The sequence below is a fragment of the Coprococcus sp. AF38-1 genome, from assembly GCF_003603945.1.
GTDB lineage: Bacteria > Bacillota > Clostridia > Lachnospirales > Lachnospiraceae > Coprococcus > Coprococcus aceti.
In genome coordinates this window covers 171,318-195,515 of record NZ_QVGO01000008.1, presented here as the reverse complement: position 1 = coordinate 195,515, position 24,198 = coordinate 171,318, and the positions used below count along the sequence as shown (strand labels likewise).

The following is a 24,198-nucleotide window of genomic DNA, read 5'->3' as shown; positions in this document are numbered from 1 at the left end:
TTAGAGGAGTTGATATTATGTGGTCAGAAATACAAAAAAATGGAACCGTAAAGTATTGTGAGAGGTACACAGATCCGCTCACAGAGAAGGTGAAGAAGGTCACAGTGACGATGCCTAAGGCATCACCGCAGAATAAGAACAAGGCAACCAGAATTTTACAGGGGAAAATAGATAAGCTGTTGACTGCATCCCCGGTTAAATCAGATACAACACTCAAGGAGCTGGCTGATGCTTATATAGCATCATTGCGACAGCGCAAAAGGAAAGAAAGTACAATTGTAACTGAGAAATCATATATATATCGTTGTGTAAGCACAATCGGTAATGATGTACTCGTTGACAAACTTTCTCCCCGCTATATATATGATCAACTTCTTGCTACCGGTAAAAAAATCAGCACAATAAACGGATATATAAAATATCTGAAATTCACTCTAAAATGGGGGGTGAAAAACGACTATCACTCAAATCATGATATACTATTAAAACTTGACTATATCAGCGAAGAGAACTCCGATGAAATACCAAATGTACATGACATCAGCAATGAATATCTGGAACATGATGAGATAACAAAATTACTTAATTACTTTATAGACAATAACCACTGGCAGGACTACTATATATCCTATTTTCTGATTCTTACAGGCATGAGGATTGGGGAGCTTGTGGCACTTGAAGATTCAGATGTGGATATCAAGTCTAAGACCATCCACATTACAAAGACTTACTATCCCTCTACTAAGCATGCTACGTCCGCTAAGACCAAGGACTCGATTCGAGATATTCATATACAACCGGAATTGCTCACACTCATCAAAAAGCTGCGGCTATGGCGCAAAGAGGCTATGTTTGAAAATGGAATTAAAAGCACACTTTTTATGCCACACTTGAAGACAGGCGGCTATTTTTCCTATGGAACCTATAACCTACACTTGAAGACAGCCGCCTCTGAAGTTCTTGGCAGAGAGATAACTCCGCACAAACTGCGGCACACACACGCATCGATTCTGGCAGAAACTATGTCAGCAGAACAGATATCCCGCCGATTGGGACATCACGATGACAAAATAACAAAAGCAATATATATTCACATCACTCAAAAGATGATACAAAAAGATAATGCCGCTGTCGATTCCATATCTATTATCAATTAAGAAAGACGACCATTCAGTTGAACCTGAGTGGTCGTCTTTTAAATTTTGCCCCTTTTCTGCCCCTAAACGCTTTATTTCAATAACTACAAGTGGCATAAACCCTTGATTCTTCTAGCTATTCATACATTATAAAATTTATACACATCGTATATCTCGACGATATTTGAATGTATATCTATAAAAAAAGATCCGGAGCCGAAGCTCCAGATCTCCCTAAATACATATCATTTACAATATCGCTGCACCAACGTACATTATTTTAAATTACAGTCTATATATTCCATATATGACTTTTTCCCAACTTCTGATTCATTTTCCACATACCACTCTGCGCATTCTTTCAATCCATCTTCCAATGATATTGTCTCCGGGTATATTTTGTTCTGCTGCTGCACATCGAGATAATATTCATAGTTATAAAAACTGAAATAATTTCTCTGTTCTATATCCTCACTGACATTTACAAACGCAGGGATCTTATCAAAGCAGGCGTAACACATCGTCACCCAGTCTTTTATAGTGACCTGCTCCACATTTCCCACATTCATGATATGAGTCTCCGGCTTTTCCTCTATTACTCTCTCCATCAGGATACAGAGATCCTTCACATGGAAGAACTGCAGCTTCATTCCACCATCTCCGGGCAGATAAAATGGTCTGTCCGCCCTGGCGCAGTCAAATACAAAAGCCTCCCTGTATACATTGTTCATAGGTCCATAAATATATGGTGGCCTGAGTATGTAAGCATCACTCACTCTGTCAAGTAATGCATCCTCCGCAGCAATCTTATCCGTACCATATGACCCCCAGTATCTGTTGAGTGCCCGTTCTGAATCTTCACGGAATGGCTGATCTCCATACTCTGGATACACTGCACTTGAGCTGATCATGATATACTGACCAAATGAACCAAGGCTGTCACATAAGTCTGTGATATCTTCCGCATTATATGCGGTTATGTCCGCCACAACATCAAAATAGATGTCTTTGAGTTTGTCTCCCAGGTCATGCCTGTCCGTTTCTATAAGTTTCACACCTGGAACCTGCGGTCTTGAATTTCTGTTCACCACATACACCTCATAGCCTTTGTCCACAAAATACTGCGCCGCATACCGGCTTACAAATACTGTACCACCCGTTATTAGTATTTTCTTCATGAAGAGCCTCCTTTAAATTGGAATTTTTTATCTACTCACCAAGTTCCAGCACCACGCTCTCATTTCCAGCTAATTTCACTGAACTAAGGTCTGACACACCTGTCTCACCAGAACTTGAATAAAGTACATTTGTAACTGTTATGTCTCCGCACTCAGCAAGTGATACCGTCTGATCGCCCTCTGCAAAGTTGTGCACCACTAGCAGTTTCTGTCCATCCGCCTCACGGAAGTACGCTATCACACTGTCGCTTGTGAGCGCTGCCGCTCTATAGTTTCCTTTCATAAGGGCAGGATTGTCTTTTCTAAGCGCTATAAGTGTCTTGTAATATGAATACATTGAATCCGGATCTTTCATCTGTTGGTCAAGTCCCTTTGTCTCTGCATTCTGATCGTCCTTTTCCCACGACGTATTATATGTACTGTCACCTCCCCAAAGAAAAGGCGTCCTTATCATCTCATCCGGCTTACTGCCGTACATTCCAAGCTCCTCGCCATAATATATATATGGATTGCCTGGAAGTGTCATATATACCGCTGCTATCTGTCTCGCCTTATCCAGACTGTTCACCGACGATGCTATCCTGTCCTGATCGTGATTTGCTCCAAATACTCCATTCAGATAGTTGACATCCACGCCGTCATATTTATTCTGTATATTCTCTATCGCCACGGAAAGAGAATCGCCAAATCCTGGCACCGCCATGCCTTTCTGTACGCAGTTCAGTATCTTCTGCTGAATTGCAAAATCAAACTTCGTGTCAAATGGCTGGACATAATTTTCCAGCACCTTGTCATCCTGCCATACCTCACCCACCAGGTATACATCAGGATTTATGCTCTCGCAGTAACCGGCAAATTCGTTCCACCAGGTGATGTTTGCCGCTTCAGAATCTTCCTGCTGCTTGAACTCATGCGCCCCATAGATATGAACTGCGGCGTCCATACGGAAACCATCAAGACCAAGCTCCAGAAAATGACCGGCGGCATCCTTCGCAGCCTGTCTAACATCCGGATTGTTATAGTTCAGATCCGGCATATCCGCGCCGAACACACCATAATAATAGAAGTCTCCTTCCTGGTGCCACACCATATCTCCCCAGCTTGATTTGTCGAGGAGATGATTGCAGTCTTTCTTGTCGGTCTTGTACACCCACCTGTAATAATCTCTGTACTCGCTGTTCTCATCTGACTTTGCAGCCTGAAACCACGGATGATTGATACTGGTGTGATTGATGACCAGATCCATGATGACTTTCATGCCTCTGCTGTGTGCCTCATCAAGCAATCTTTTAAGATCATCCTCTGTTCCGTAATCGGGATTCACCGTCATGTAATCCGTCACCGAATACCCGTGATAAGTATCGGATGCAGTGATCGGCATGAGCCATATCCCGTCGATTCCAAGTTTCTGCAAATAGTCAAGTTTCTCCGTGATGCCATTCAGATCGCCTATACCATCGCCGTCTGAATCGGCAAATGATCTGACAAATATCTCGTAATACACACCGCGATTACCCTCTTCGTCGGTCTTCTTACGAGTCTCTGCCGTAAACTCCGCCACGTCATACGAATCACTTGAGTATGTTCCCTCTACATAAGGCTCATCCTTGTCTTCCGTAGCTTTTTTTGACTCCTGTCCATCTTCTTCTGATGCTCCGGCATCTGTCTGATCGTTTGTCTGACCATCCGCCAAAGTCTCTGCTTCTGACGACGCAGCACCGTCCGCTCCGTCATCTGTTTTGCCGCACCCTGTACCGAGTCCAAGTGTAAGGGCCAGCATAACCACTGCAAGTCTCTTCTGCAGTCTGAGTAAGTTGTTCTGTTTCAGCACTTTCTTTTTAAGCACTTTCTCGTTCCTCCTATACTCCCTCCAAAGAACATTATAACAGACCATGCCTCATAACTTCCAGTGTATTTTCTAAGCCATAGCCCTGCCGGCGGTCTTGTACCTGTCAACGATCACTCCAACAAGTATGAACAGTACGGCGAATAGCATCTGCACTCCCATGCTTACAAATATGCCTGACACCGAACTGCCGGATGCGAAATTGTCGATGGCATCCGTTGCATTTGCGTACCAATATGCTGGAAGGAAATGTGCTATCGCCATCACAGTGTCACTTAAGAACTCTCTCGGCACAAATATCCCGCAGAGGAATGCCATTCCAAGTGATATGACATTTGCACACATGGAAAGAATCTGTTCACTCTGGGTAAGCTTGCTAACTAGAAATGCCAGCGAGAGTGCTACACAGGCATACACCAGCATATTGAGTATGAACATTCCGCCCCTTGCTGAGACTATATCATATTTTATAAGTATTCTGGAAAGTACTATAAATACTACAGACAATACGCATCCAGTAAACATCATCCCCAGGACAAGTTCCCTGTTCAGCCTGAAAAATTTGTATGATGAGCACTCTATTCTCGCTCTAAGCTTTTTCCTGTTATATACCTGCAAAACAGGCGCTACCCCAATTATCATAACGCAGATCATGACCCACCCCAGATAGTTGTAAAAATTATATAACATGGAATGTCCTGAGGTCTTTCCTTCAGCCATATCGACTTCAGCCTTCTGCTCAAGTGCCATCCTCGCTCTCTTATCGGCATCGTTCACATCATCTCCGGCCCTCTTGTACAGAGACACCATATTCATGTAGCTGTCAAGCCTTGTCTCAAACAGCATGGACGCCTGACTTCCGGGGATAGTCGTTATCTCAAGCAGACCATCCGCAGTATCATTTGCCCATGCATCGCCAAAGCCATCTGGTATCCTGATCACACATTCCACCGCCCTGTTGTAGAGAGCATCCTGAATACCTCGTTCGTCCATATCAACGCCATCTACAAGCTGCTGCGTATCACTCAGGTAAGCCATCAATTTTCTGCTCATCTCACTGCCATCCTCATCGCTCACCGCATATTTGACCGTTTTATCCTTATAATAGTTCTGTGGATCTGTGTTTCCCACATTGATGAACACAATCATGACTCCACACAGGATTCCCACATACATGATCATCTGCCCAACATATTTTCTCAAAACCTTGAAAAAAGATTTAAACACTTGCATATCTGTTCCTCCTTACCATGAGAATCCCAACTGCTATGAGCACCACAGCCTCAATAGTCATTATGACGATATTCTCAGTGAAAACCTGGTGGTCACTGTAAACATTCAGCGCATAGAATGAATCCGATATCAGAGCCGCGGGATTGAGTTTATTTATAATCGGCACGTGCTGCTGTATCTCATACTTTATCCCGTTTATACACAGATCAGAAAGGATGGACATCACCATGGATATTCCGATCACAATACCTATCTTGGTCCCCTCAGCAAGCTTTGATATAGCCCCAACTATGACTCCTATTGCCAGACCGATAAAGCAGCCCACAAACAGAGTAAGCAGGATCTCCCATACTCTGTCGCCAAAATCCACTCCTATGCAGGACATGTATATAAAGCTTATGACCTCGACCACAAAATGTATAAGCAGCAGCGCAGCAAATTCTGCCAAAACAAATGTCATTTTTCTCTGTGGGGACACATTTTTTCTCTTTCCCGTAGCGCTCACATTTGCCTGAAGATTGCTCATCATCTCTATAGATGAAAGTGATGCAAACAGACAGCTCATGGCAAATATGGCATAGAAATAATTGTTATACACATTCTGGCTGCCCTCAGTGCTGGCCTTCTCTGTATAATATGATCTCTGTTCTGAGAGTTTTTCCACAAGGTCCGACATATCATCCACGCCGGAAGTCCCAGACATATACTGTTGGAGTCCAATGCCATCAGAAGCCATCCCCCCCTTAGGTTCGGTGCCCTCCTTATATATATCCTTAAGTGCATGCTCGTACTGCTTGTACTCAGAGAGCACTGTCTCAAGTATGCTCGCATTGACAGAGCTCTCTGCAACTGTAAGTCTCACATAATCTGTATATATGATGCCCTCGACCTCTTCATCAGCCAGTGACATCTCCGCATCGCTTTCGCTCATTCTCGTAACCGACAGAAGGGCATCATCGCCATCCGACAGCGCATCCAGCATATAATTAAGTCCATTTATCGATTCATCTTCAGTGACCACTGCCACCTTGATATTCCTGAACATCTCATCCTGTTCATATATGTTGCCAAATGCCATGTACATGAATGTTGCAAGAAGCAGCGGGAATACCAGTGTCCAGAAGATCGACACCCTGCCTCGGACCATGATCTTTATGGTGTATAAAAAGTCCCGTATAAACATAATTTTCTCCTTTAATCCTGATTCATCTCAAGTTTCCATATACAATACGATTTCAACGATCTCATATCTCTGCCCTGAATTTCGTTTAGTCTCTGAGTTCCTTGCCTGTGATCTCCAGGAACACATCATTGAGTGTTGGGAGCTCCGTGACTACCCTGCCAAATGATATGTCGTGCTCCTTGAAAGATTCCATAAGCCTCACCAGATTGTGTCTTCCACCAGAATATCTAAGTGTCAGCATGCCTCCGTTATATTCGTCCTCATACACATGTGGCTGACTGTGAAGCTCCGACATCTGCTCGCCTGTAAGTCCAAGCACCTCAACCTTGATGGTCTCGGTATTCTTGATCATCTTCTTGAGCTCATCCTTTGTTCCGACTGCAACAGATTTACCTTTGTCCATGATGACTATCCTGTCGCAGATCTGCTCGACCTCCTCCATATAATGAGAGGTGTACACGATAGTCGCGCCTTCCTCATTCAGACGTTTTATCCCCTCAAGTATTCTGTTGCGGCTCTGTGGATCGACCGCAACTGTCGGTTCATCGAAAAATATAAGCTTTGGCTTATGCGCTATTCCGCAGGCAATATTCAGTCTTCGGAGAAGGCCTCCTGATAGCTTCTTTGGAAGGAATTTCCTGTAATCCGCAATATCCACGAAATCCATTGTCTCCTCAACACATTTGCGTCTCTTCTCTTTGTCCTTTATATAGAGGCCGCAGAAGTAATCAATATTCTCATATACAGTCAGTTCATCGAACACCGCCACATCCTGCATTACAACTCCGATCTCTCTCTTGATATCGTAGCTGTCGGGCTTCATCTCTTTGCCAAATACCTTTATATCGCCCTTGTCAAATGTGAGCAGGGACAGTATACAATTTATAGTTGTCGTTTTGCCGGAGCCGTTTGGTCCAAGGAGTCCAAGTATCTCCCCCGCCTTCACCGTCAAACTGAAATGATCCAGCGCCAGTAGATCTTTATATCGCTTTACCAGATTGGTAACCTCTATTGCATTTTCTGAATTACTCATATATATCCTCCTGTTTTGATATTCTGTTTTTTGACCCTCATTATCTTATGAGTGTCGTTCATAACATGATAGTCTGCACGCATCAGCATGCTACATTCTTTATTACATGCTCTCATTATATACACCCTTGATCTGTTTTCACAGTGAACAACGTCATCTTCACAATGTGACATTTGTCATATTTCTTTTTCCCTCATATTTATTTATAATAATTATTACACTAGTCTGCACACACTGCCTGGCACGGCTATTCAGACAGCACGATATATACTACAGCATTTTCTACATTATGGAGAATAATTATGAAACATCTCATCAACAAAGGACTCCTGCTGGTCTCAGCATTTGTCATGATATATGCGCATAATACTGCCACGGACACCCGGATCATCATCGCACTGCTCCTGTCGCTCATTGCCGGTGCGGTCTATCCGGCACTTTCCGGGATCTCCGCAGTGAACAGAGCCACCACGAAGGGCGCCGAGAACCACAGCAGAATATATCCATACATATGCGAGACACTGGTATGCGCGTATCTTATATCCGCATTCTGGCTGCACCCAGTCTATATGTTCGTGTCCATAGTCAGCTACGACATGTACAGATACAGACAACGGCTGTCACCAGTCATACTTGTCCTGTTATCCATATACATGTGCGTCAACTATCCTCTGATGTCAGTTCTCCCGCAGATATGCCTCATCGCATTCTCATTTGCTATGAGCGTGTACTGCTGCCGGATAAATCTGCTGAGGGCTGAGCTTCTTGCCATGAGGGACAATACTGCAGAACACGACATGCTGGTTGCACAGAACACACGCCAGTTGCTGGAAAATCAGGACAACATGGTGCTCACCGCCACCCTGTCAGAGCGAAACAGGATTGCCCGGGAGATTCATGACAATGTCGGTCATATGCTCACCAGATCCATACTTCAGACCGGTGCCATCAAAGTTATCAACAAAGACGAGCGTCTTGATAAGCCCCTGGCACAGCTGCAATCTACGCTGGATACCGCAATGGACAGCATGAGAAAAAGTGTCCACGATCTACACGATGAATCCATAGACCTGCGCACTGCCCTATATGATGTGATCAACAACGTCAGCGACATGGACATCTACATGGATTACGACATGTCAGATAAGCTTCCAAGAGAGATCAAATACTCATTCATCAACATAGTAAAGGAAGCCATTAACAATACGCTGAAGCACAGCAACGGCGACCATATGGATATCCGCGTGCGGGAACACCCGGCATTTTATCAACTGTATATAACAGACAATGGACAGAACATCCGCTCCGGTCTATCCCCGGCACAAGGAAGCGCTTCTGGCGGGATGGGCTTAAATGGTATCCAGGAAAGAGTAAACAAACTTGGAGGCACAATGAAGATATCAACCGACGACGGATTTTCCATATTGATCAATATCATGAAAAGAGATTTTACAGACTGAATTCCAAACAGATATGCAAAATATCCTGATTATAAATAGGAGGAAACCGACAAATGAATGTAGTTATAATAGATGACGACCAACTGGTGGCACTGTCACTTCAGACCATACTCGAAGCCTGCGACGACATACAGGTATCCGCCACAGGAGGCAGTGGAGCTGATGCGATCAGACTGTACGAAGAATATCAACCGGATGTTCTACTCATGGACATCCGCATGGAGAACATAAATGGCCTTGAGGCTTCTGAGAATATCATGGTCTCTCACCCGGATGCCCGCATTCTTCTCCTGACAACATTTTCAGATGACGAATATATAATCAAAGCACTGAGTATCGGGGCAAAGGGATATATACTGAAGCAGAATTTTGAGAGCATCGCACCGGCAGTAAAAGCAGTATACAATGGACAGACTGTATTCGGGGATGAGATAGTTGGAAAGCTCCCTGATCTTATTGGACATATGGACACTACCTCATCAGATGTCCAGCCATCGCCATTTGCCGGAATGGAATACGAACTCAGTTCCAAGGAAATGAATATTATCAGACTTGTTGCAGATGGACTGAATAACAAAGAAATCGCATCAAGCCTGTATCTGAGCGAGGGTACAGTGAGAAACTATATCAGTTCCATCCTTGACAAGCTGCAGCTGAGAGACCGCACACAGCTGGCGTGCTTCTACTACAAAAAGCTAACCAATTGAGCAACAGTCAATACAACACTAAAAAAGCAAGCCGCACGCCATCCTTGAATGACATGCGGCCTGCTTTTTCTGTCTTACTGTGTTGTACCTGGGTGAGGGGTACTCATATACACTACTACTGAAGTGAGGCATCCACACTTACATATTCTGTTGAAATATATCCGATCGAGCCATCGTATAACTGAACTCCTATCCAGCTCTCATCCTGTGATACAACGTCGAACATCTCTCCACTGTTCACTGTAGCTATGATATCTGATTCTGATGACTGCTCTGTATGGACATACACACCATCATATATCACTGATGCTGTTACGCCCGGAAGCACCTCTGAAGGGGTCTCTTCTGTTGTCGCTTCCTCTGTTGTCACTGCCTCGGTAGACGCTGAAGTCACAGACTGTATACTACCTGATGCATTGCTGGCAACTCTGGCCGTATCGTTGGCCGATACTGAACTTCCTGCAGGCACCACTGCGTCGATGGCAAGCTGCACACTGCTGTCTGCCATCATCACTGCCTGACTCTTGTTGATAGTCACACTATCATTCGCATATAATTCATCCGCAAGCGGGTCAGCCTTCTCTCCAAAACTTATGACAGCAAATACACAAAGAGCCATTACAACCACAAGTGCTGTCATCAAAATGTTATGTCTTAAATATTTATAACTGAGAACATTCCTTCTCATGTGATCTACAAATCTTCCAAACTTACTGCGTGATCTAGTCATCAATTTTTCCTCTTTTACCCTTAATCCAAGCTATTTTCTATGTAGTATTTCGTAATCTAAATTTTACAAAGTTACCGCATTTGTTACATTTCTGTTAAATATAATACACTACACATGTGCATGTGTCAACTGATTCTGACAAAAAAATACCAATTTCTAGTGGTTTTACACAACTGTTTGTAACGACATGTTGTGTTTTGTAACATTTAACTTTTCTGCTGAAAAAAGCGCATTTTCGTGGTATCATATGACATCATACAGTCAACTAAAGGAGTACATTATGAGACTTGATAAATTTCTAGTTGAAATGGGGATCGGCAGCCGCAGTCGGGTAAAGCAGTATGTGAAAAAAGGCACTGTCACCGTCAATGGTGCCCCGGTTAAATCCTCAGATGTAAAGATAGATGAGAACAACGATACTATAAAATATAATGGCAGGATTCTGAATTATTCTAGATACAGATATTTCATCCTGAACAAACCTGCGGGGTGTGTAAGCGCCACCAAAGACAACGTGCATCAGACCGTTATCGATCTGCTAAAAGGAGAAAATACAAAAGACCTGTCACCCGTGGGACGGCTGGATATAGACACAGAAGGACTTCTACTTCTGACAAATGACGGAGCACTGACCCACCATCTTCTGTCTCCTGCACACCACATTCCCAAGACATATTACGCAGAGATTGACGGATATGTAACAGATGATACCATAAACATTTTCGCCACAGGTGTGGATATCGGAGATGAAAAACCTACACTGCCCGCAGATCTGCGCATATTATCTTCCGACAGCACCGCTGCCAGATCGGAGATCGAACTCATAATAACAGAGGGACGTTTTCACCAGGTCAAGCGAATGTTTGAGGCCGTCGGCATGAAAGTTACTTTTCTGCGAAGAATTGCAATGGGTGAGCTGAAGATAGACGAATCGCTTCCAACAGGTGCCTACAGAAGTCTCTCGGAAGAAGAGGTCAGTCTTCTCCGGTTCGATATGCCACAATAAAAATAGAGAACAGGAAATCCTGTTCTCTGTTTTTATTTATGTTACTGACTTCTATTCTGTAATATATTTATCAAGGCCATCTGCTATTCCCTTGGCGATCTTGTTCTGATAATCGTCTGTTACAAGAAGTGCCTCCTCAGATGCTGTAGTCATATAGCCAACTTCCACTATGGTTACCGGAACTGTACTCCAGTTTATTCCGCTCATGGTATCCGTCTCCCATATTCCATCGCTCTTAGCTCCTGTGGAAGCCAGAAGTCCTGATAAAACATCCGTGGCAAGACTCTTGCACTGATCATAGATAGCTGAATTATATGGATTAGATGATGTCTGACATACTGTCATCACACCTGTCGCATTACCGTCTGTCGATCCATTTGTATGGATCTTTATAACTGCATCTGCCTTAAGGTTGTTCGCATATTCTGCTCTCGTCGCATTACTTATATCAACATCATTCGATGTTCTGATCATCTTAACTGTATAGCCTCTGGATGTGAGCTCTGCCTCAAGCTTCTGTGCGATCTGAAGATTCAGCTCATATTCCTTTATTCCTGTTGATACACCTGTGTTGCCAACAGTTGCCTTTACTTTTGTTTCTGTAGCAGCAGGGCCTATCGGCTCGGTCTCTTCATTTGCATTCTGCTGATGTCCGGCATCTATAACTATCATCTTGCCCTCACCAACATTGGATGTAGTTCCCTGTTCTGTGGATGCATCCGATGAATTCTCTGTTGTCGCCTCAGTCGATGCATCAGACTTATCTCCTCCGCCTACGACCTCAAGGAGCTCTGAGAATATATAATATTCCCCACCATCTATAGATACCTTGCTCCACTCATCGTTATAACCGATTCTGTCCAGCTCAACATCATTTGCAACTTCCTGATATATCTCTCCATCAGTTGATGGGCTCGTTCTGACATTCACATAGTCAAGAGTCTTTACTTTGTCATTACATATTGTAAAGCCATCCTTGTCCTTCTCCGGCTGTGCCTCAGTGGTTGCTTCCGTAGTCGCCACCGTCACTGCCTCTGTGGTCGCCTCTGTCTCCGTCGGATTGGCTGTAGTAGCATCGTCACCTTTGCTTCCGCATCCGGCAAATGCCAGCATGGAAGCAAGTCCAAAGCAGAGCACTGCATATTTTAAATGTTTCTTCTTCATGAGTATCCTCCGTAAGTGATTATTGAAGTTAAAAATACATCATCTTATTGTAACACAATCGTAATAACTGCACAAGTAAATTGCTCAAATACCTGATTTCAACATACTACATTCCAAATACGGCCCCGCACAGCTTCTCAAGCTGGGCATAATCCTCCGCACTTCCCAGCTCCACCGCTGAATGCATAGCCAGTATAGGTATTCCCATGTCCACAGCCCTGACCGGCAGATAAGATGAAGCTATAGGACCAAGAGTCTGTCCTCCTGCCATCCCCGATCTGTTCACCTGTCGCTGTATCTTTATATCATGTTTTCTCGACAGAGCCATGATAACCGCAGATGCCTCACTGTCAGACACATATCTCTGGCTCGCACTTGATTTGAGTGCCACTCCGCGCCCCATTACAATCTGATTTGTCGGATCACTTTTCTCTGAATAATTGGGATGGGTTGCGTGCGCCACATCAAGTGACAGCATAAATGCATCTCTCATAAGGCGTCTTCCTGCTCCATCCCCAATGTCCAATCCTTCCATGATTCGCTTTATTATCTCTGACAGAAGCACTGAATCTGCTCCCTGCTTCGATCTGCTGCCTATCTCCTCATTGTCAAACAATGCTATAACATTTGTATTATTGCCATTTGTCTCTCTGCACATGGTGTCAACAAGCGCTGACACGGAAGTTACATTGTCAAGTCTCGGAGAAGCTATCATATCCTTATCTGCCCCAACTATCTCCATTCCATCCATGTTATACAGGTATAGATCATAATCAAGAATATCGTTCTTCAAAAGCCCAAGGTCATCTGCCACATACTGTAATATATCTTTGTCCTTCACCTTCTGACCATCCAGACCATATACAGGTATGAGCTCCTTCTGCACATTCATTTTCTCCCCGGGTGCATCCTTTCTCAGATGCGGTGCAAGGCTTGGCACTATGCACATGGCACGCTCTGAATCATACAGATACGTCTTCGGCCTGAACGGATCCGTGGTCTGCGCCATGACCTTGCCCGCGATTCCAAGCGGTCTGTCAAACCATGTCTCCTTGATAAGTCCGCCGTACGGCTCTACATTCAGTGTCTGGTAGCCGCTTCTGTTCATATCCGGCTGAGTCTTGATCTTGAGCATAGGAAAATCTGTATGTGCAAGGCCGATATTCAGCCTGCCATACTCAGGCATCTCCCCTGCGGCAAACGCCACCATCATAGATGAGTATGGCTTCACATAATATCTTCCTCCGGCCGTGAGCTCCCAGCGTTCTCCCATATCTAGCTCCATGTAACCGTGATCCTGCAGCATGGCTTCACATTCCTTCACTACATGAAACTGTGTGACACCGGCGTCAAGTAGTCTGCAAAGTGTATCTATCATAATAAATTATCCTCCTTATAATGGTCGGTCGACAAACGCACACATCAGTATACTTTCTTATGTGCATCGTCTGCGTTCTCCACAAAGATTTTAGTACAAATCTTCAGCTTATACAATTCCCTTACTTCTTATTTTAGCTTAATATCCACATCTGATATTCAAGTTTTTTTATCGCAATGTGAATCTTCTCTTGCCCTGTCATTCAAAAGGCTGTATAATCGCCAATAGATACTTTAACGCTTTTATGCGTCAAACTGTTAAAGGAGAACGTAAAATGAATGATTTTTCAATAGGATTTATCGGTCTGGGACTTATCGGAGGATCTATTGCCAAATCCATCCACCGCATTTTCCCTGATTACAGAATAGTCGGCTTTGACAATAATCTATCTACACTCAAGGAAGCTGTCTCCGATGGGACACTGACTGAATATACAGATGATATCCATACCATAGCAGAATGTAACTATATCTTTCTGTGCGCACCGGTCCACTATAATATAGAATACCTGCGCCAGCTAGGGCCATTCCTTACAGACAGCACCTTACTGACTGATGTCGGAAGCGTAAAGCTCGACATATACGAAGCAGTCCAGGAGCTTGGGCTTGCCAGGTATTTTGTCGGCGGACACCCTATGGTCGGCTCTGAGAGATCTGGCTATGAGGCGGCCACCGACAGGCTCATAGAGAATGCCTATTACTTCATCACACCTGCAGACGGAGTTCTGCCGGGCAAGACTGAGGAGTTCTCCACATTTATCGGAGATCTGGGCGCAATACCGATCACATACTCACCTGTTGAGCACGACCGTATAACCTCTTACATAAGTCATGTGCCCCACGTCATAGCCGCCTCACTGGTCAACCTTGTCGCAGCGGCAGACAGCCCGGACAATATTTTCAAATCACTGGCAGCCGGTGGTTTCAAAGATATAACCAGGATCGCATCCTCCAATCCGGTGGTATGGGAGCACATTCTTCTGGCAAATCCTGACAATATCGTAAACGGTCTTCAGGAATATGTTGAGCTTATAGACAAAATGATTTATCATATTAAGCAGCGCGATGCGGCTGGGATAAATGCTTTTTTTGCATCCGCCAGAGATTACAGAGATTCCATTCCTAACAACAGCAGCGGTGTCATAAGAATGCACCATGAACTGTTTGTAGATATCCCTGACGAGGCTGGTGCGCTGGCAGAGGTGACAGCTTTTATCGCAGAGGCAAAGATAAGCCTCAAGAACATCGGAGTCTCCCACAACCGGGAGGATGAGGAAGGGGTTCTCAGACTCTCATTCTACGATGCTGATGCAAGACGGAATGCGCAGGATGTGCTAAAGGCCGCAGGCTATAAGATTTATAACCGTTAAGAGCCGGAGAATAAAATATTTTAACCAGACATATTACACTAGATTAAAGGAATACTGAGAATTTATGAAGATCAACAGAGTAAAATCACTTAACGGAGAGCTAACAATACCGGGGGACAAATCCATCTCCCACCGTTCCATCATGTTCGGCTCAATCGCAGATGGAATAACCGAGGTACACGGATTTTTAAATGGAGCAGACTGTATATCATCCATGAACTGTTTCAGGCAGATGGGTATAGACATTGATTACGACGGCAGTGTCGTTACTGTACACGGCAAAGGACTGCATGGACTGTCAAAGCCTGAAGGCACACTCGATGTCGGCAACAGCGGAACAACCACCAGACTTATATCGGGTATACTTGCCGCTCAGCCATTTGCAAGCAGGCTTATAGGTGATGCTTCTATATGTAAGCGCCCTATGAAGAGAATCATGACGCCTCTCTCCATAATGGGTGCCGACATCACATCCGAACTCGGAAATGACTGTGCACCGCTCCTTATAAACGGAAAGGAACTCCATGGAATACATTACAACTCACCTGTCGCGTCAGCACAGGTAAAGTCATGTGTACTCCTTGCCGGACTCTATGCAGACGGCGAGACAAGTGTCACCGAGCCATATGTGTCAAGAAACCACACTGAACTCATGCTTGAGTCATTTGGCGGCAATATAAAAGCAGAGGGAACTACGGCTACCGTAAAGCCTGTGGATAATCTTGTTGGACAGAAGATACTTGTACCTGGAGATATATCATCAGCTGCTTACTTCCTTGTTGCAGGACTTATCACTCCGAACTCATGCATCACCATCAAGAATGTTGGAATCAACCCGACCAGAGACGGAATACTTGAAGTAATCAAGGCAATGGGCGGCGATATGGAATACTCCAATGTAGTGAGCGGATGCGGTGAGCCAACCGCTGACATAACAGTCAGGACATCAAGTCTCAAGGGCTGTGTCATTGAGGGTTCCATCATACCAAAGCTCATAGATGAGATCCCTGCCATAGCAGTTCTCGCATGCTTTGCAGACGGTGAGACCATCATCAGGGATGCCCAGGAGCTCAAGGTCAAGGAATCCAACAGAATAGATGTCATGGTAAACGCCCTCTCATCCATGGGTGCAGACATAACTGCAACCGATGACGGAATGATCATACGCGGTGGAAAGCCTCTTCACGGTGCAGTGATCGACAGTCACTTGGACCACAGAATCGCCATGAGCTTTGCCATTGCAGGACTTAACGCTGATGGCGATACAGAGATCACCGGAGCCGAGTGCGTGAACATCTCATATCCGGGATTTTATGATGATCTGGGTGGGCTGGAACGTTAAAGATATAAAGATTATTTTTAGCACAAATAAAGGCGACACTACAGTCTGTGATGCTTTGCATCCTACCAGACAGCTGTGTTGCCTTTATTTGTGTTACTTTTTATCCTAATAATTTAATGATATCCTGCTCTGTCCAATATTCATTTTACCACAGTTCATGGACTATTCACAACAGCTTACTCCGTTGCCCTCTCAAACTCATCAGTTCCAGTATCTTCCCAGTTTGTCTTTCCACTGCTTATCACTTCTCCACTGGAAAATACATATGCATAGATATCTTCTATTTCGGCGCTGCCATAATCATATGTTCCATCACCGCCTTTTTCAGTACGATACCTTACATACAGACCGCACTTATCATTTTCTGACTTGCCATCATATACAATGTATTCCACTGTAGTATCACTTTCAGACAATATACATCTTGATGATGACTCCGAGGCGCCGTAATATACTTCGAATTTTCCAGCTGTGGCATCTGAATATTTCTCAAAGATCGCCTGATACCCGACTGTAATTTCCTTATTTTCTGGCTGATCATTTACATCAGGATCAACAGAGGAATCAGTGGAGCTCTCTGCATTCTCCCTGCTGTCACCCGAAGCTTTTTCCGTTATCGCAGAGTCTTGTTCGCTGTCTTTTTCTATATCCGTATCTTCTCTTCTATATCTGGTCGTGAGACGTCTACTGCTGGTCTGCCCATTAAAACGCATGGTCACAAGCTCGTCACGCTGTTCAGAGCCAGACACTACCACCTCCACACGATCAATATACCATGTCGTCTTTAGATCGCTTTCGTCAAATCTTGCACCATCATTTGCCACTTCAAATGACCTATATGCAACCGTCTTCTCCTTGCCCTTCAGCACCAGTCTTCCATGGGCAGCTCCAAATGGAAAATCCGGGTCACCAACAGAATAGATCACAAGCTCATAATCACCATCCGGAGACGTTAACACACTTATCTGCTCAGCTTCGTAACGCGTCTTATATCTAACATAACCTAATGGCAGCAACACCACCATTACCAATATGCAGGCTATGATAACAACATACTTTGGTATCTTATTCATGACTATTTCCTGCCTGTCTCCTCATACATTCCTATCTTCTTCATGTTTATATAAAATTCTAAAAAATTAATTATTATTCTGCGAACAATTGACCGCATCAATAGCTATCACCAGCATAAGTGCCATGATCTCATCACACGGATCTGAGATATCAAGTGTGTATGTATCTCCCCAGCTGAGAAGCTGCTTTACTATATTTGCCACCAGCCTGCTTCCAGCTGTGACACTGTAATTCCACGAAAGGAAATCTCCATCACACTGCCATCCTCCATACTCAATACTGTACGAAGGCTTAAATAATGTATCCCGGCACCACCAGTTTCACCACGTAAGACACAACAAATAACCCCAGCCACACATACACATACCACAATCGGAATCTCACAAGCGGTGTCCTGCCATTTGTGGCAAGCCTGATCGTATTGCCCACCAAATATATGATGCAGATGCACGCCAGATACACAGTCGCCACATGGTAATACATAGCCGTCAGAATATGTCCGTGGAGCATGGCAAGTACAGCCCTTGTCGTACCGCATGCGGGACATATCACCCCTGTAAACCGGCGTATCTGACACCCCTCAAGCCATGATGTATCTGGCAGGACACGAAGGAGCAGTATATATACCGCCGTGCCGATAAGCAGTGTTATGAGCACTGCTATCTCCGCAATATATAACTGCCCCTCTGTATGTCCTAGAAGTTCAAATAATCTATATACTTTTCCGCTATATCTTTCTGCGTTTTTATGTTCCATAGAATATCCTTTGTCTCTATTGAGTGATTGCCACCCTCATATCTGTAGAGTGGTATATGTCTTTCCTCGCAAAGTTTGGTTATCTCACCCGTGTTCACTAGCGGATCCGCCGTTCCGTGAAAAGCTATGCCATTTGAATTGGCATATTGCATGGTAATCTCAAGTGGTGTGAAATATATATTTCTTACTTTAAGTCCTTTCTCCACCGCATATTTTGCAGATATAGCCGTGCCTATACTCTTAGACAGGAAGACTATATCCTCAGCCTCAGAGAAATCCACATCCTTCAGACAATCTACCGCTTTATTCCAGCCATCATCAAATACCTTTTGTATCTCCTCCGGGAGATGTCCCGAAAGCTTGCCGTATGTCACATCAACAATATCATATCCATGTGCCATCATATATTTTTTACTGTAGTAAAGTAATGGTTTATCAGTGTGATACCCGATTCCCGGGAATACCACGCATATCTTCTTTCCCATATATCTGTCTCCTCTCCGGATATAAGTCCCATCCAGAGTATATAAAAATTATCAGCACCCCTATTACATCATGCCTTTATTCTAATCGTCCTGATTCTTCTGCTATTTTATCAGCATAGCATCGCCAAATGAGAAGAATCTGTACTTCTCCTCAACCGCCACCTTGTACGCCTCAAGTATATGTTCCCTGTCGTACAGCGCAGAAACAAGCATAAGAAGCGTTGACTCAGGCAGATGAAAATTCGTGATGAGCGCGTCAATAACCTTGAACTTGTATCCCGGATAAATGAAAATATCCGTCCATTTGCTGCCTGCATGAACTGTTCCATCGTCGTCCGACATAGACTCAAGAGTTCTGGTACTTGTCGTTCCAACGGACACAACTCTTCCGCCTGCAGCCTTTGTCTCGTTGATCATATCAGCAGCATCCTGCTCTATGATACAGAACTCAGAATGCATGTGGTGATCTAGTATGTTCTCTTCCTTCACTGGTCTGAACGTTCCAAGTCCGACGTGAAGTGTTACATGCGCGATCTTTATTCCCTTTGCCTTGATCTGCTCAAGAAGCTCTGTTGTAAAATGCAGTCCGGCGGTAGGTGCTGCCGCAGAACCGTCATGCTCTGCATAAACTGTCTGATATCTGTTCTTGTCCTCAAGCTTATGTGTGATATATGGAGGGAGTGGCATCTGTCCCAGCTCGTCAAGGATCTCCTCGAATATTCCATTGAACTCAAATCTGATGAGTCTGTTGCCCTCCTCAACTATATCGACGACCTCACCAACAAGTTTGCCCTTTATAAGTCCTGTCTCAGGGTCAGGTTCATTTGACTCTGAACCAAATACTATACGAGCACCCACCTTACACTTTTTGCCCGGTTTTACCAGAGTCTCCCATGTACAGTCGTCCTTTCTCTTCAGAAGAAGAACCTCTATGGATGCTCCCGTATCCTCCTTGACGCCCATAAGTCTCGCCGGAAGAACCCTTGTATCGTTGATGACCAGACAGTCTCCCGGATTCAGGTAGTCTATCACATCATAAAAGTGCTTGTGCTCTATCGTATTATCTTTTCTGTCCAGGACCATGAGACGTGACTCACTTCTCTTGAGGAGTGGGTCCTGTGCTATAAGCTCCTGTGGCAGATCATAGTAAAAGTCTGTTAATTTCATCATATCGTAATTCCTCACATATTTATTCACACAAAAATAACTGTCTGACGCTGGATATATACAATATCTCCGCGCCAAACAGTTACATATTATACTACTATCACAAATATTTCAAGGATAGCGCCTATTACGCTCTGATCTCGATTCCGAGCTTTCCAAGCTCCTTGAGGATCTTGGCAATGATTCCATCGACCTCTGACGTCTCAAGTGTTCTATCCTTAGCACGGAATGTCATGGTGTAGGCTACTGACTTCTTGCCCTTGGCGATCTGCTCGCCTTCATATACATCAAAGAGCTTGTAGCTCTCAAGCAGCTTGCCGCCACATTTCTTTATGACTTCCTCTATCTGTCCGACAAATATTTCCTTGTCCACAACAAGACTCAAATCTCTTGTACTTCCAGGGAACTTTGCGATTCCCTCGTACTTGGTATCGAAGTTTGAAAGCATAACCAGTGTAGGCATATCGATGACTGCCACATATACCTCACCCTTAAGGTTGTAGTTGTCACATACCTCAGGATGTACCTGTCCGATAAATCCAATTGTCAGGTTGCCCTTCTTGAGCTTTGCCTGACGGCCCGGATGAAGGAATGTGTACTCTGACTCAGGCTCGTATGTCACCTGTCCCTTGAGACCAACCTTGTCTGTAAGCTCCTCGAGAACTCCCTTGAGATCAAAGAAATCTCCCTGACCATACATACCGATAGTCAGCTTCATTCTCTCCTCTGGAAGCTCTGTGAGTGGAAGTGACTTTGGAAGATATACATTTCCGAACTCATAAAGTCTTGCAACCTTGTTCTTTCTATTATAGTTGGTTGCCAGTGATGTGAGAACACCGTTCAGTGATACAGTTCTCATGATACTGAAGTCCTCACCGAGAGGATTTGCTATTGTAACTGTCTTTCTAAACTCACTGTCAGCAGGCAGTAGCAGCTTATCAAACACCTTAGGGCTCTCGAATGAGTAGCACATGCCGCCAGAGAAACCATTTGCCTCAAGGACATCCCTTGCGATGGCATTGATCATCTGGTCGTATGGGAGCTTACCAACTGTTGCCTCACCTCTTGGAAGTGATACAGGAATGTTGTCGTATCCGTAGAATCTTGCAACCTCCTCTGCCAGATCTGCCATGCAGTTCAGATCCTGTCTGAAGCTTGGCACATCCAGTGTGTTTGTCTCTGCATCGTATGTGAGTCCAAGTCTGCCGAAGTAGTACAGCATCTTCTCAGGCTCAACATCTGTTCCGAGAAGCGCATTCATCTTGTCTGGCTCAAATGGGAGCTTCTTGCCCTGTACAGGATTTGGATATACATCGACAGCTCCGCCGACTACCTCACCTGCGCCCATCTCCTCGATGAGCTGACACGCTCTGTCTATTGCCTCCATAGCAAGATTTGGATCAAGTCCCTTTGTGAACTTGGCTGCCGCATCAGTTGCAAGACCGATCCTTCTGGATGAAAGTCTGATATTTGTTCCATCAAAGCAGGCTGCCTCAAAGAGCAGTGTATCGATACTGTCTGTTACCATGGAATTCTCGCCGCCCATGATTCCGGCGATACCGATCTCCTTCTCACCGTCACAGATCATCAGAACGTCATGGTCGAGCTTTCTCTCCTGTCCATCAAGTGTTACAAATGTATCTCCGTCATTTGCACGACGGACAACGATCTTGTTGCCGGCTATGGTGCTGAGATCATATGCGTGCATTGGCTGTCCGTACTCTTCCATAACGTAGTTTGTTATATCGACAAGGTTGTTGATCGAACGGATTCCCTGTGAAGCAAGTCTCTGCTGCATCCACTTTGGTGAAGGTCCGATCTTCAGGTTCTTGACAACCCTTGCTGTGTATCTAGGGCAGAGGTCAGGATCCTTTACCTCTACTGATATATAGTCATTGACGTCCTCATCATTTCCTGTCTTTGTTACCACTGGTGGGTAAAATGGCTTGTCAAATGTAGCTGCTGCCTCTCTTGCCATACCGATCATTGAGAAACAATCAACTCTGTTGGATGTGATCTCGTATTCGACAACAACATCGTCAAGTCCAAGTGCCTTCACAGCGTCATCGCCCGGCTTCACACCTGACTCCACCGGGAATACATACACGCCATCCTCCGGTGCTTCCGGATAGAAGTCTCTTGATGAACCAAGCTCCTCTATACCGCACATCATACCATTTGACTCAACTCCTCTGAGCTTACCCTTCTTGATCTTGATTCCGTCAGGGTATTCATTGTTATCGCCGTGTGCTGCCGCAACCTTACCACCGTCAAGTACAAGTGGGATGAGATCATTGACCTTTACATTCTTTGCTCCGGTCACGATCTGAAGAGGCTCCGCCTGTCCAACATCTACCTGACATACTACAAGCTTGTCCGCATCCGGATGCTTCTCCATAGTGAGAATCTTGCCGACAACGATCTTGTCAAGATTCTTATCCTTCTGTTCGTAACCCTCTACATGTGATCCTGAGAGAGTCATGGCGTCTACAAACTCCTGAGCTGTCACGTCCAGATCAGGAACATATGCCTTTATCCATGAAATTGGTGTATTCATCTTCTATTCTCCTTTTAATTGTGTAATCTTACTTTCTACATAAACCTCATTGAATCTCTACTACATTACGTCAATCAGCAGACAGCTGCCAGACGTTCGACACATTTAAATCCGCTTAGACTGACCCATTTGTCATAAGCAGACATTTGAGCCCGCCGGTCCTTAGGTGGCGCTCCAGCGGCACCTTAGTACCGCTGCAGGGCGAAACGAGCGGAAGCGTTCTGCGTTGACAATGGGTCAATCTAAGTGACTTCAATACCTCCATCGTCCAGCAGCGTCCCCACAATTAAAACTGGTCTAAGAATCTCATGTCGTTCTCGTAGAGAAGTCTCATGTCATCTATCTCATACTTGAGAAGTGTTACTCTCTCAAGTCCGATTCCAAATGCAAATCCTGAATATACCTCAGGATCTATTCCACAGTCGCGGAGAACCTTTGGATGAACCATACCACAGCCAAGGATCTCTATCCAGCCACTGCCCTTACATACTCGGCATCCCTTGCCACCGCACTTGAAGCATGTGATATCACACTCTGCTGATGGCTCTGTGAATGGGAAGTGGTGAGGTCTAAACTTGACCTTTGTGTTCTCACCGAAGAACTCCTTTGCCCACTGCGCCAGTGTTCCCTTGAGGTCAGCCATGGTGATTCCCTTGTCTATCACAAGTCCCTCTACCTGATGGAACGATGGTGAATGTGTTGCATCTACCTCATCAGCTCTGAATACTCGTCCAGGTGAGAGGATTCTGATCGGAAGATTGCCCTTCTCCATGATTCTTGCCTGAACAGGTGATGTCTGTGTACGAAGGAGGATATCCTTTGTAACATAGAATGTATCCTGCTCATCCTTTGCAGGGTGATTTGCAGGGATGTTCAGCAGCTCGAAGTTGTACTTGTCGTACTCTACCTCTGGTCCCTCAACTATCTCGTAACCCATACCGATGAATACTCTCTCCAGATCTTCAAGTGCTATCTGGTTTGGATGTCTGTGTCCTGTAAGCTTCTTCACTCCTGGAAGAGTTACATCTATTGTCTCTCTCTTCATCTTCTCTGCACGGAGCGCTCTGTTGATGGCCTTTGTCTTCTCGTCAAGGGCTGTCTCGATGGCCTGACGTGCCTCATTTACCATCTGACCTACCTTTGGTCTGTCCTCCGGTGCTACATCCTTCATGCTTTTGAGAACCTGTGTGAGTTCTCCCTTCTTACCGAGTATCGCCACCTTCACATCGTTAAGTGTCGATACAACCTCTGCGCTCTCGATCTTGGCAAGAGCCTCTGCCTTGATGGCTTCCAACTTGTCTCTCATCGTGTTTCTCCTTTTTCTATTTATAGGGATTTCAATGTGGATCCTATATTAATTACTTCCATATATAAGTCACGGAATTGCTCGCCTA

At 44.7% G+C, this 24,198-nt stretch carries 21 protein-coding genes; 6 read left to right on the top strand and 15 right to left on the bottom strand.

The window, feature by feature from the left end; all coding sequences use genetic code 11:
* The first annotated feature begins 110 nt into the window (after positions 1 to 110).
* Positions 111 to 1,157 carry a tyrosine-type recombinase/integrase gene (locus DW025_RS13040; RefSeq protein WP_165854791.1) on the top strand — a complete coding sequence of 349 codons (1,047 nt, stop codon included), beginning with the start codon at positions 111 to 113 and terminating at the stop codon, positions 1,155 to 1,157.
* A gap of 254 nt (positions 1,158 to 1,411) precedes the next feature.
* Here DW025_RS13040 and DW025_RS13035 read toward each other — a convergent pair whose 3' ends face one another.
* From DW025_RS13035 to DW025_RS13015, 5 genes are all read right to left on the bottom strand, one after another.
* Positions 1,412 to 2,314 carry an NAD-dependent epimerase/dehydratase family protein gene (locus tag DW025_RS13035; RefSeq protein WP_120000241.1) on the bottom strand — a complete coding sequence of 301 codons (903 nt, stop codon included), beginning with the start codon at positions 2,312 to 2,314 and terminating at the stop codon, positions 1,412 to 1,414.
* A 31-nt stretch (positions 2,315 to 2,345) separates the two neighbouring features.
* Positions 2,346 to 4,160 carry an alpha-amylase family glycosyl hydrolase gene (locus tag DW025_RS13030; protein WP_165854790.1) on the bottom strand — a complete coding sequence of 605 codons (1,815 nt, stop codon included), beginning with the start codon at positions 4,158 to 4,160 and terminating at the stop codon, positions 2,346 to 2,348.
* Between the two features lie 72 nt (positions 4,161 to 4,232).
* Entirely contained in the window at positions 4,233 to 5,393 is a 1,161-nt protein-coding gene (locus tag DW025_RS13025; protein WP_120000238.1) for an ABC transporter permease, read from the bottom strand.
* Entirely contained in the window at positions 5,380 to 6,576 is a 1,197-nt protein-coding gene (locus tag DW025_RS13020; protein WP_120000236.1) for an ABC transporter permease, read from the bottom strand. The genes DW025_RS13025 and DW025_RS13020 overlap by 14 nt, the downstream gene beginning before the upstream one ends.
* Positions 6,577 to 6,661: 85 nt before the next feature.
* Positions 6,662 to 7,609, bottom strand: coding sequence for an ABC transporter ATP-binding protein (locus tag DW025_RS13015; RefSeq protein WP_120000235.1), 948 nt, complete (start codon positions 7,607 to 7,609; stop codon positions 6,662 to 6,664).
* A gap of 302 nt (positions 7,610 to 7,911) precedes the next feature.
* Between DW025_RS13015 and DW025_RS13010 the strand changes: the two genes are divergently transcribed.
* Positions 7,912 to 9,069, top strand: a complete 1,158-nt coding sequence (locus DW025_RS13010) for a sensor histidine kinase (protein ID WP_120000233.1) — start codon at positions 7,912 to 7,914, stop codon at positions 9,067 to 9,069.
* Positions 9,070 to 9,122: 53 nt separating this feature from the next.
* Positions 9,123 to 9,776 carry a response regulator transcription factor gene (locus tag DW025_RS13005; RefSeq protein WP_118016722.1) on the top strand — a complete coding sequence of 218 codons (654 nt, stop codon included), beginning with the start codon at positions 9,123 to 9,125 and terminating at the stop codon, positions 9,774 to 9,776.
* A 115-nt stretch (positions 9,777 to 9,891) separates the two neighbouring features.
* Here the strand turns inward: DW025_RS13005 and DW025_RS13000 are convergent, their stop codons facing one another.
* Complete coding sequence (locus DW025_RS13000; RefSeq protein ID WP_015533206.1) at positions 9,892 to 10,506, bottom strand: SH3 domain-containing protein; 615 nt, start codon at positions 10,504 to 10,506, stop codon at positions 9,892 to 9,894.
* A 280-nt stretch (positions 10,507 to 10,786) separates the two neighbouring features.
* Between DW025_RS13000 and DW025_RS12995 the strand changes: the two genes are divergently transcribed.
* Positions 10,787 to 11,512: a pseudouridine synthase gene (locus DW025_RS12995; RefSeq protein ID WP_120000231.1), complete on the top strand. Its 726-nt coding sequence runs from the start codon at positions 10,787 to 10,789 to the stop codon at positions 11,510 to 11,512.
* A gap of 51 nt (positions 11,513 to 11,563) precedes the next feature.
* Here the strand turns inward: DW025_RS12995 and DW025_RS12990 are convergent, their stop codons facing one another.
* On the bottom strand, positions 11,564 to 12,676 hold the full coding sequence (locus tag DW025_RS12990) for an N-acetylmuramoyl-L-alanine amidase family protein (RefSeq protein ID WP_015533208.1): 1,113 nt from the start codon (positions 12,674 to 12,676) through the stop codon (positions 11,564 to 11,566).
* Positions 12,677 to 12,782: 106 nt separating this feature from the next.
* The gene (locus DW025_RS12985) at positions 12,783 to 14,054 is read right to left on the bottom strand and encodes a M18 family aminopeptidase (protein WP_120000229.1); all 1,272 of its coding nucleotides are present in this window, start codon (positions 14,052 to 14,054) and stop codon (positions 12,783 to 12,785) included.
* Between the two features lie 274 nt (positions 14,055 to 14,328).
* Between DW025_RS12985 and DW025_RS12980 the strand changes: the two genes are divergently transcribed.
* Together DW025_RS12980 and aroA are read left to right on the top strand one after the other, a co-directional pair.
* The gene (locus DW025_RS12980) at positions 14,329 to 15,423 is read left to right on the top strand and encodes a prephenate dehydrogenase (protein ID WP_243104992.1); all 1,095 of its coding nucleotides are present in this window, start codon (positions 14,329 to 14,331) and stop codon (positions 15,421 to 15,423) included.
* A gap of 64 nt (positions 15,424 to 15,487) precedes the next feature.
* Positions 15,488 to 16,765, top strand: a complete 1,278-nt coding sequence (aroA, locus tag DW025_RS12975) for a 3-phosphoshikimate 1-carboxyvinyltransferase (protein WP_120000225.1) — start codon at positions 15,488 to 15,490, stop codon at positions 16,763 to 16,765.
* Between the two features lie 176 nt (positions 16,766 to 16,941).
* Here the strand turns inward: aroA and DW025_RS12970 are convergent, their stop codons facing one another.
* The 7 genes from DW025_RS12970 to pheS all read right to left on the bottom strand — a co-directional run bounded on the left by DW025_RS12970 (position 16,942) and on the right by pheS (position 24,110).
* On the bottom strand, positions 16,942 to 17,838 hold the full coding sequence (locus DW025_RS12970; protein ID WP_120000223.1) for a hypothetical protein: 897 nt from the start codon (positions 17,836 to 17,838) through the stop codon (positions 16,942 to 16,944).
* A 66-nt stretch (positions 17,839 to 17,904) separates the two neighbouring features.
* The gene (locus tag DW025_RS15225) at positions 17,905 to 18,042 is read right to left on the bottom strand and encodes a hypothetical protein (protein ID WP_243104991.1); all 138 of its coding nucleotides are present in this window, start codon (positions 18,040 to 18,042) and stop codon (positions 17,905 to 17,907) included.
* Positions 18,043 to 18,130: 88 nt separating this feature from the next.
* Positions 18,131 to 18,595 carry a DUF2752 domain-containing protein gene (locus DW025_RS12960; protein WP_120000221.1) on the bottom strand — a complete coding sequence of 155 codons (465 nt, stop codon included), beginning with the start codon at positions 18,593 to 18,595 and terminating at the stop codon, positions 18,131 to 18,133.
* Positions 18,535 to 19,080 (bottom strand): alpha/beta hydrolase, encoded by a 546-nt coding sequence (locus tag DW025_RS12955; protein WP_120000220.1) that lies wholly within the window; start codon positions 19,078 to 19,080, stop codon positions 18,535 to 18,537. Before DW025_RS12955 ends, DW025_RS12960 begins: the two co-directional genes overlap by 61 nt.
* Before the next feature lie 102 nt (positions 19,081 to 19,182).
* The gene (queA, locus tag DW025_RS12950) at positions 19,183 to 20,247 is read right to left on the bottom strand and encodes a tRNA preQ1(34) S-adenosylmethionine ribosyltransferase-isomerase QueA (RefSeq protein WP_120000315.1); all 1,065 of its coding nucleotides are present in this window, start codon (positions 20,245 to 20,247) and stop codon (positions 19,183 to 19,185) included.
* A gap of 127 nt (positions 20,248 to 20,374) precedes the next feature.
* Entirely contained in the window at positions 20,375 to 22,804 is a 2,430-nt protein-coding gene (gene pheT, locus DW025_RS12945) for a phenylalanine--tRNA ligase subunit beta (RefSeq protein ID WP_120000218.1), read from the bottom strand.
* Between the two features lie 286 nt (positions 22,805 to 23,090).
* Positions 23,091 to 24,110, bottom strand: a complete 1,020-nt coding sequence (pheS, locus tag DW025_RS12940) for a phenylalanine--tRNA ligase subunit alpha (protein WP_055279821.1) — start codon at positions 24,108 to 24,110, stop codon at positions 23,091 to 23,093.
* Positions 24,111 to 24,198 lie beyond the last annotated feature (88 nt).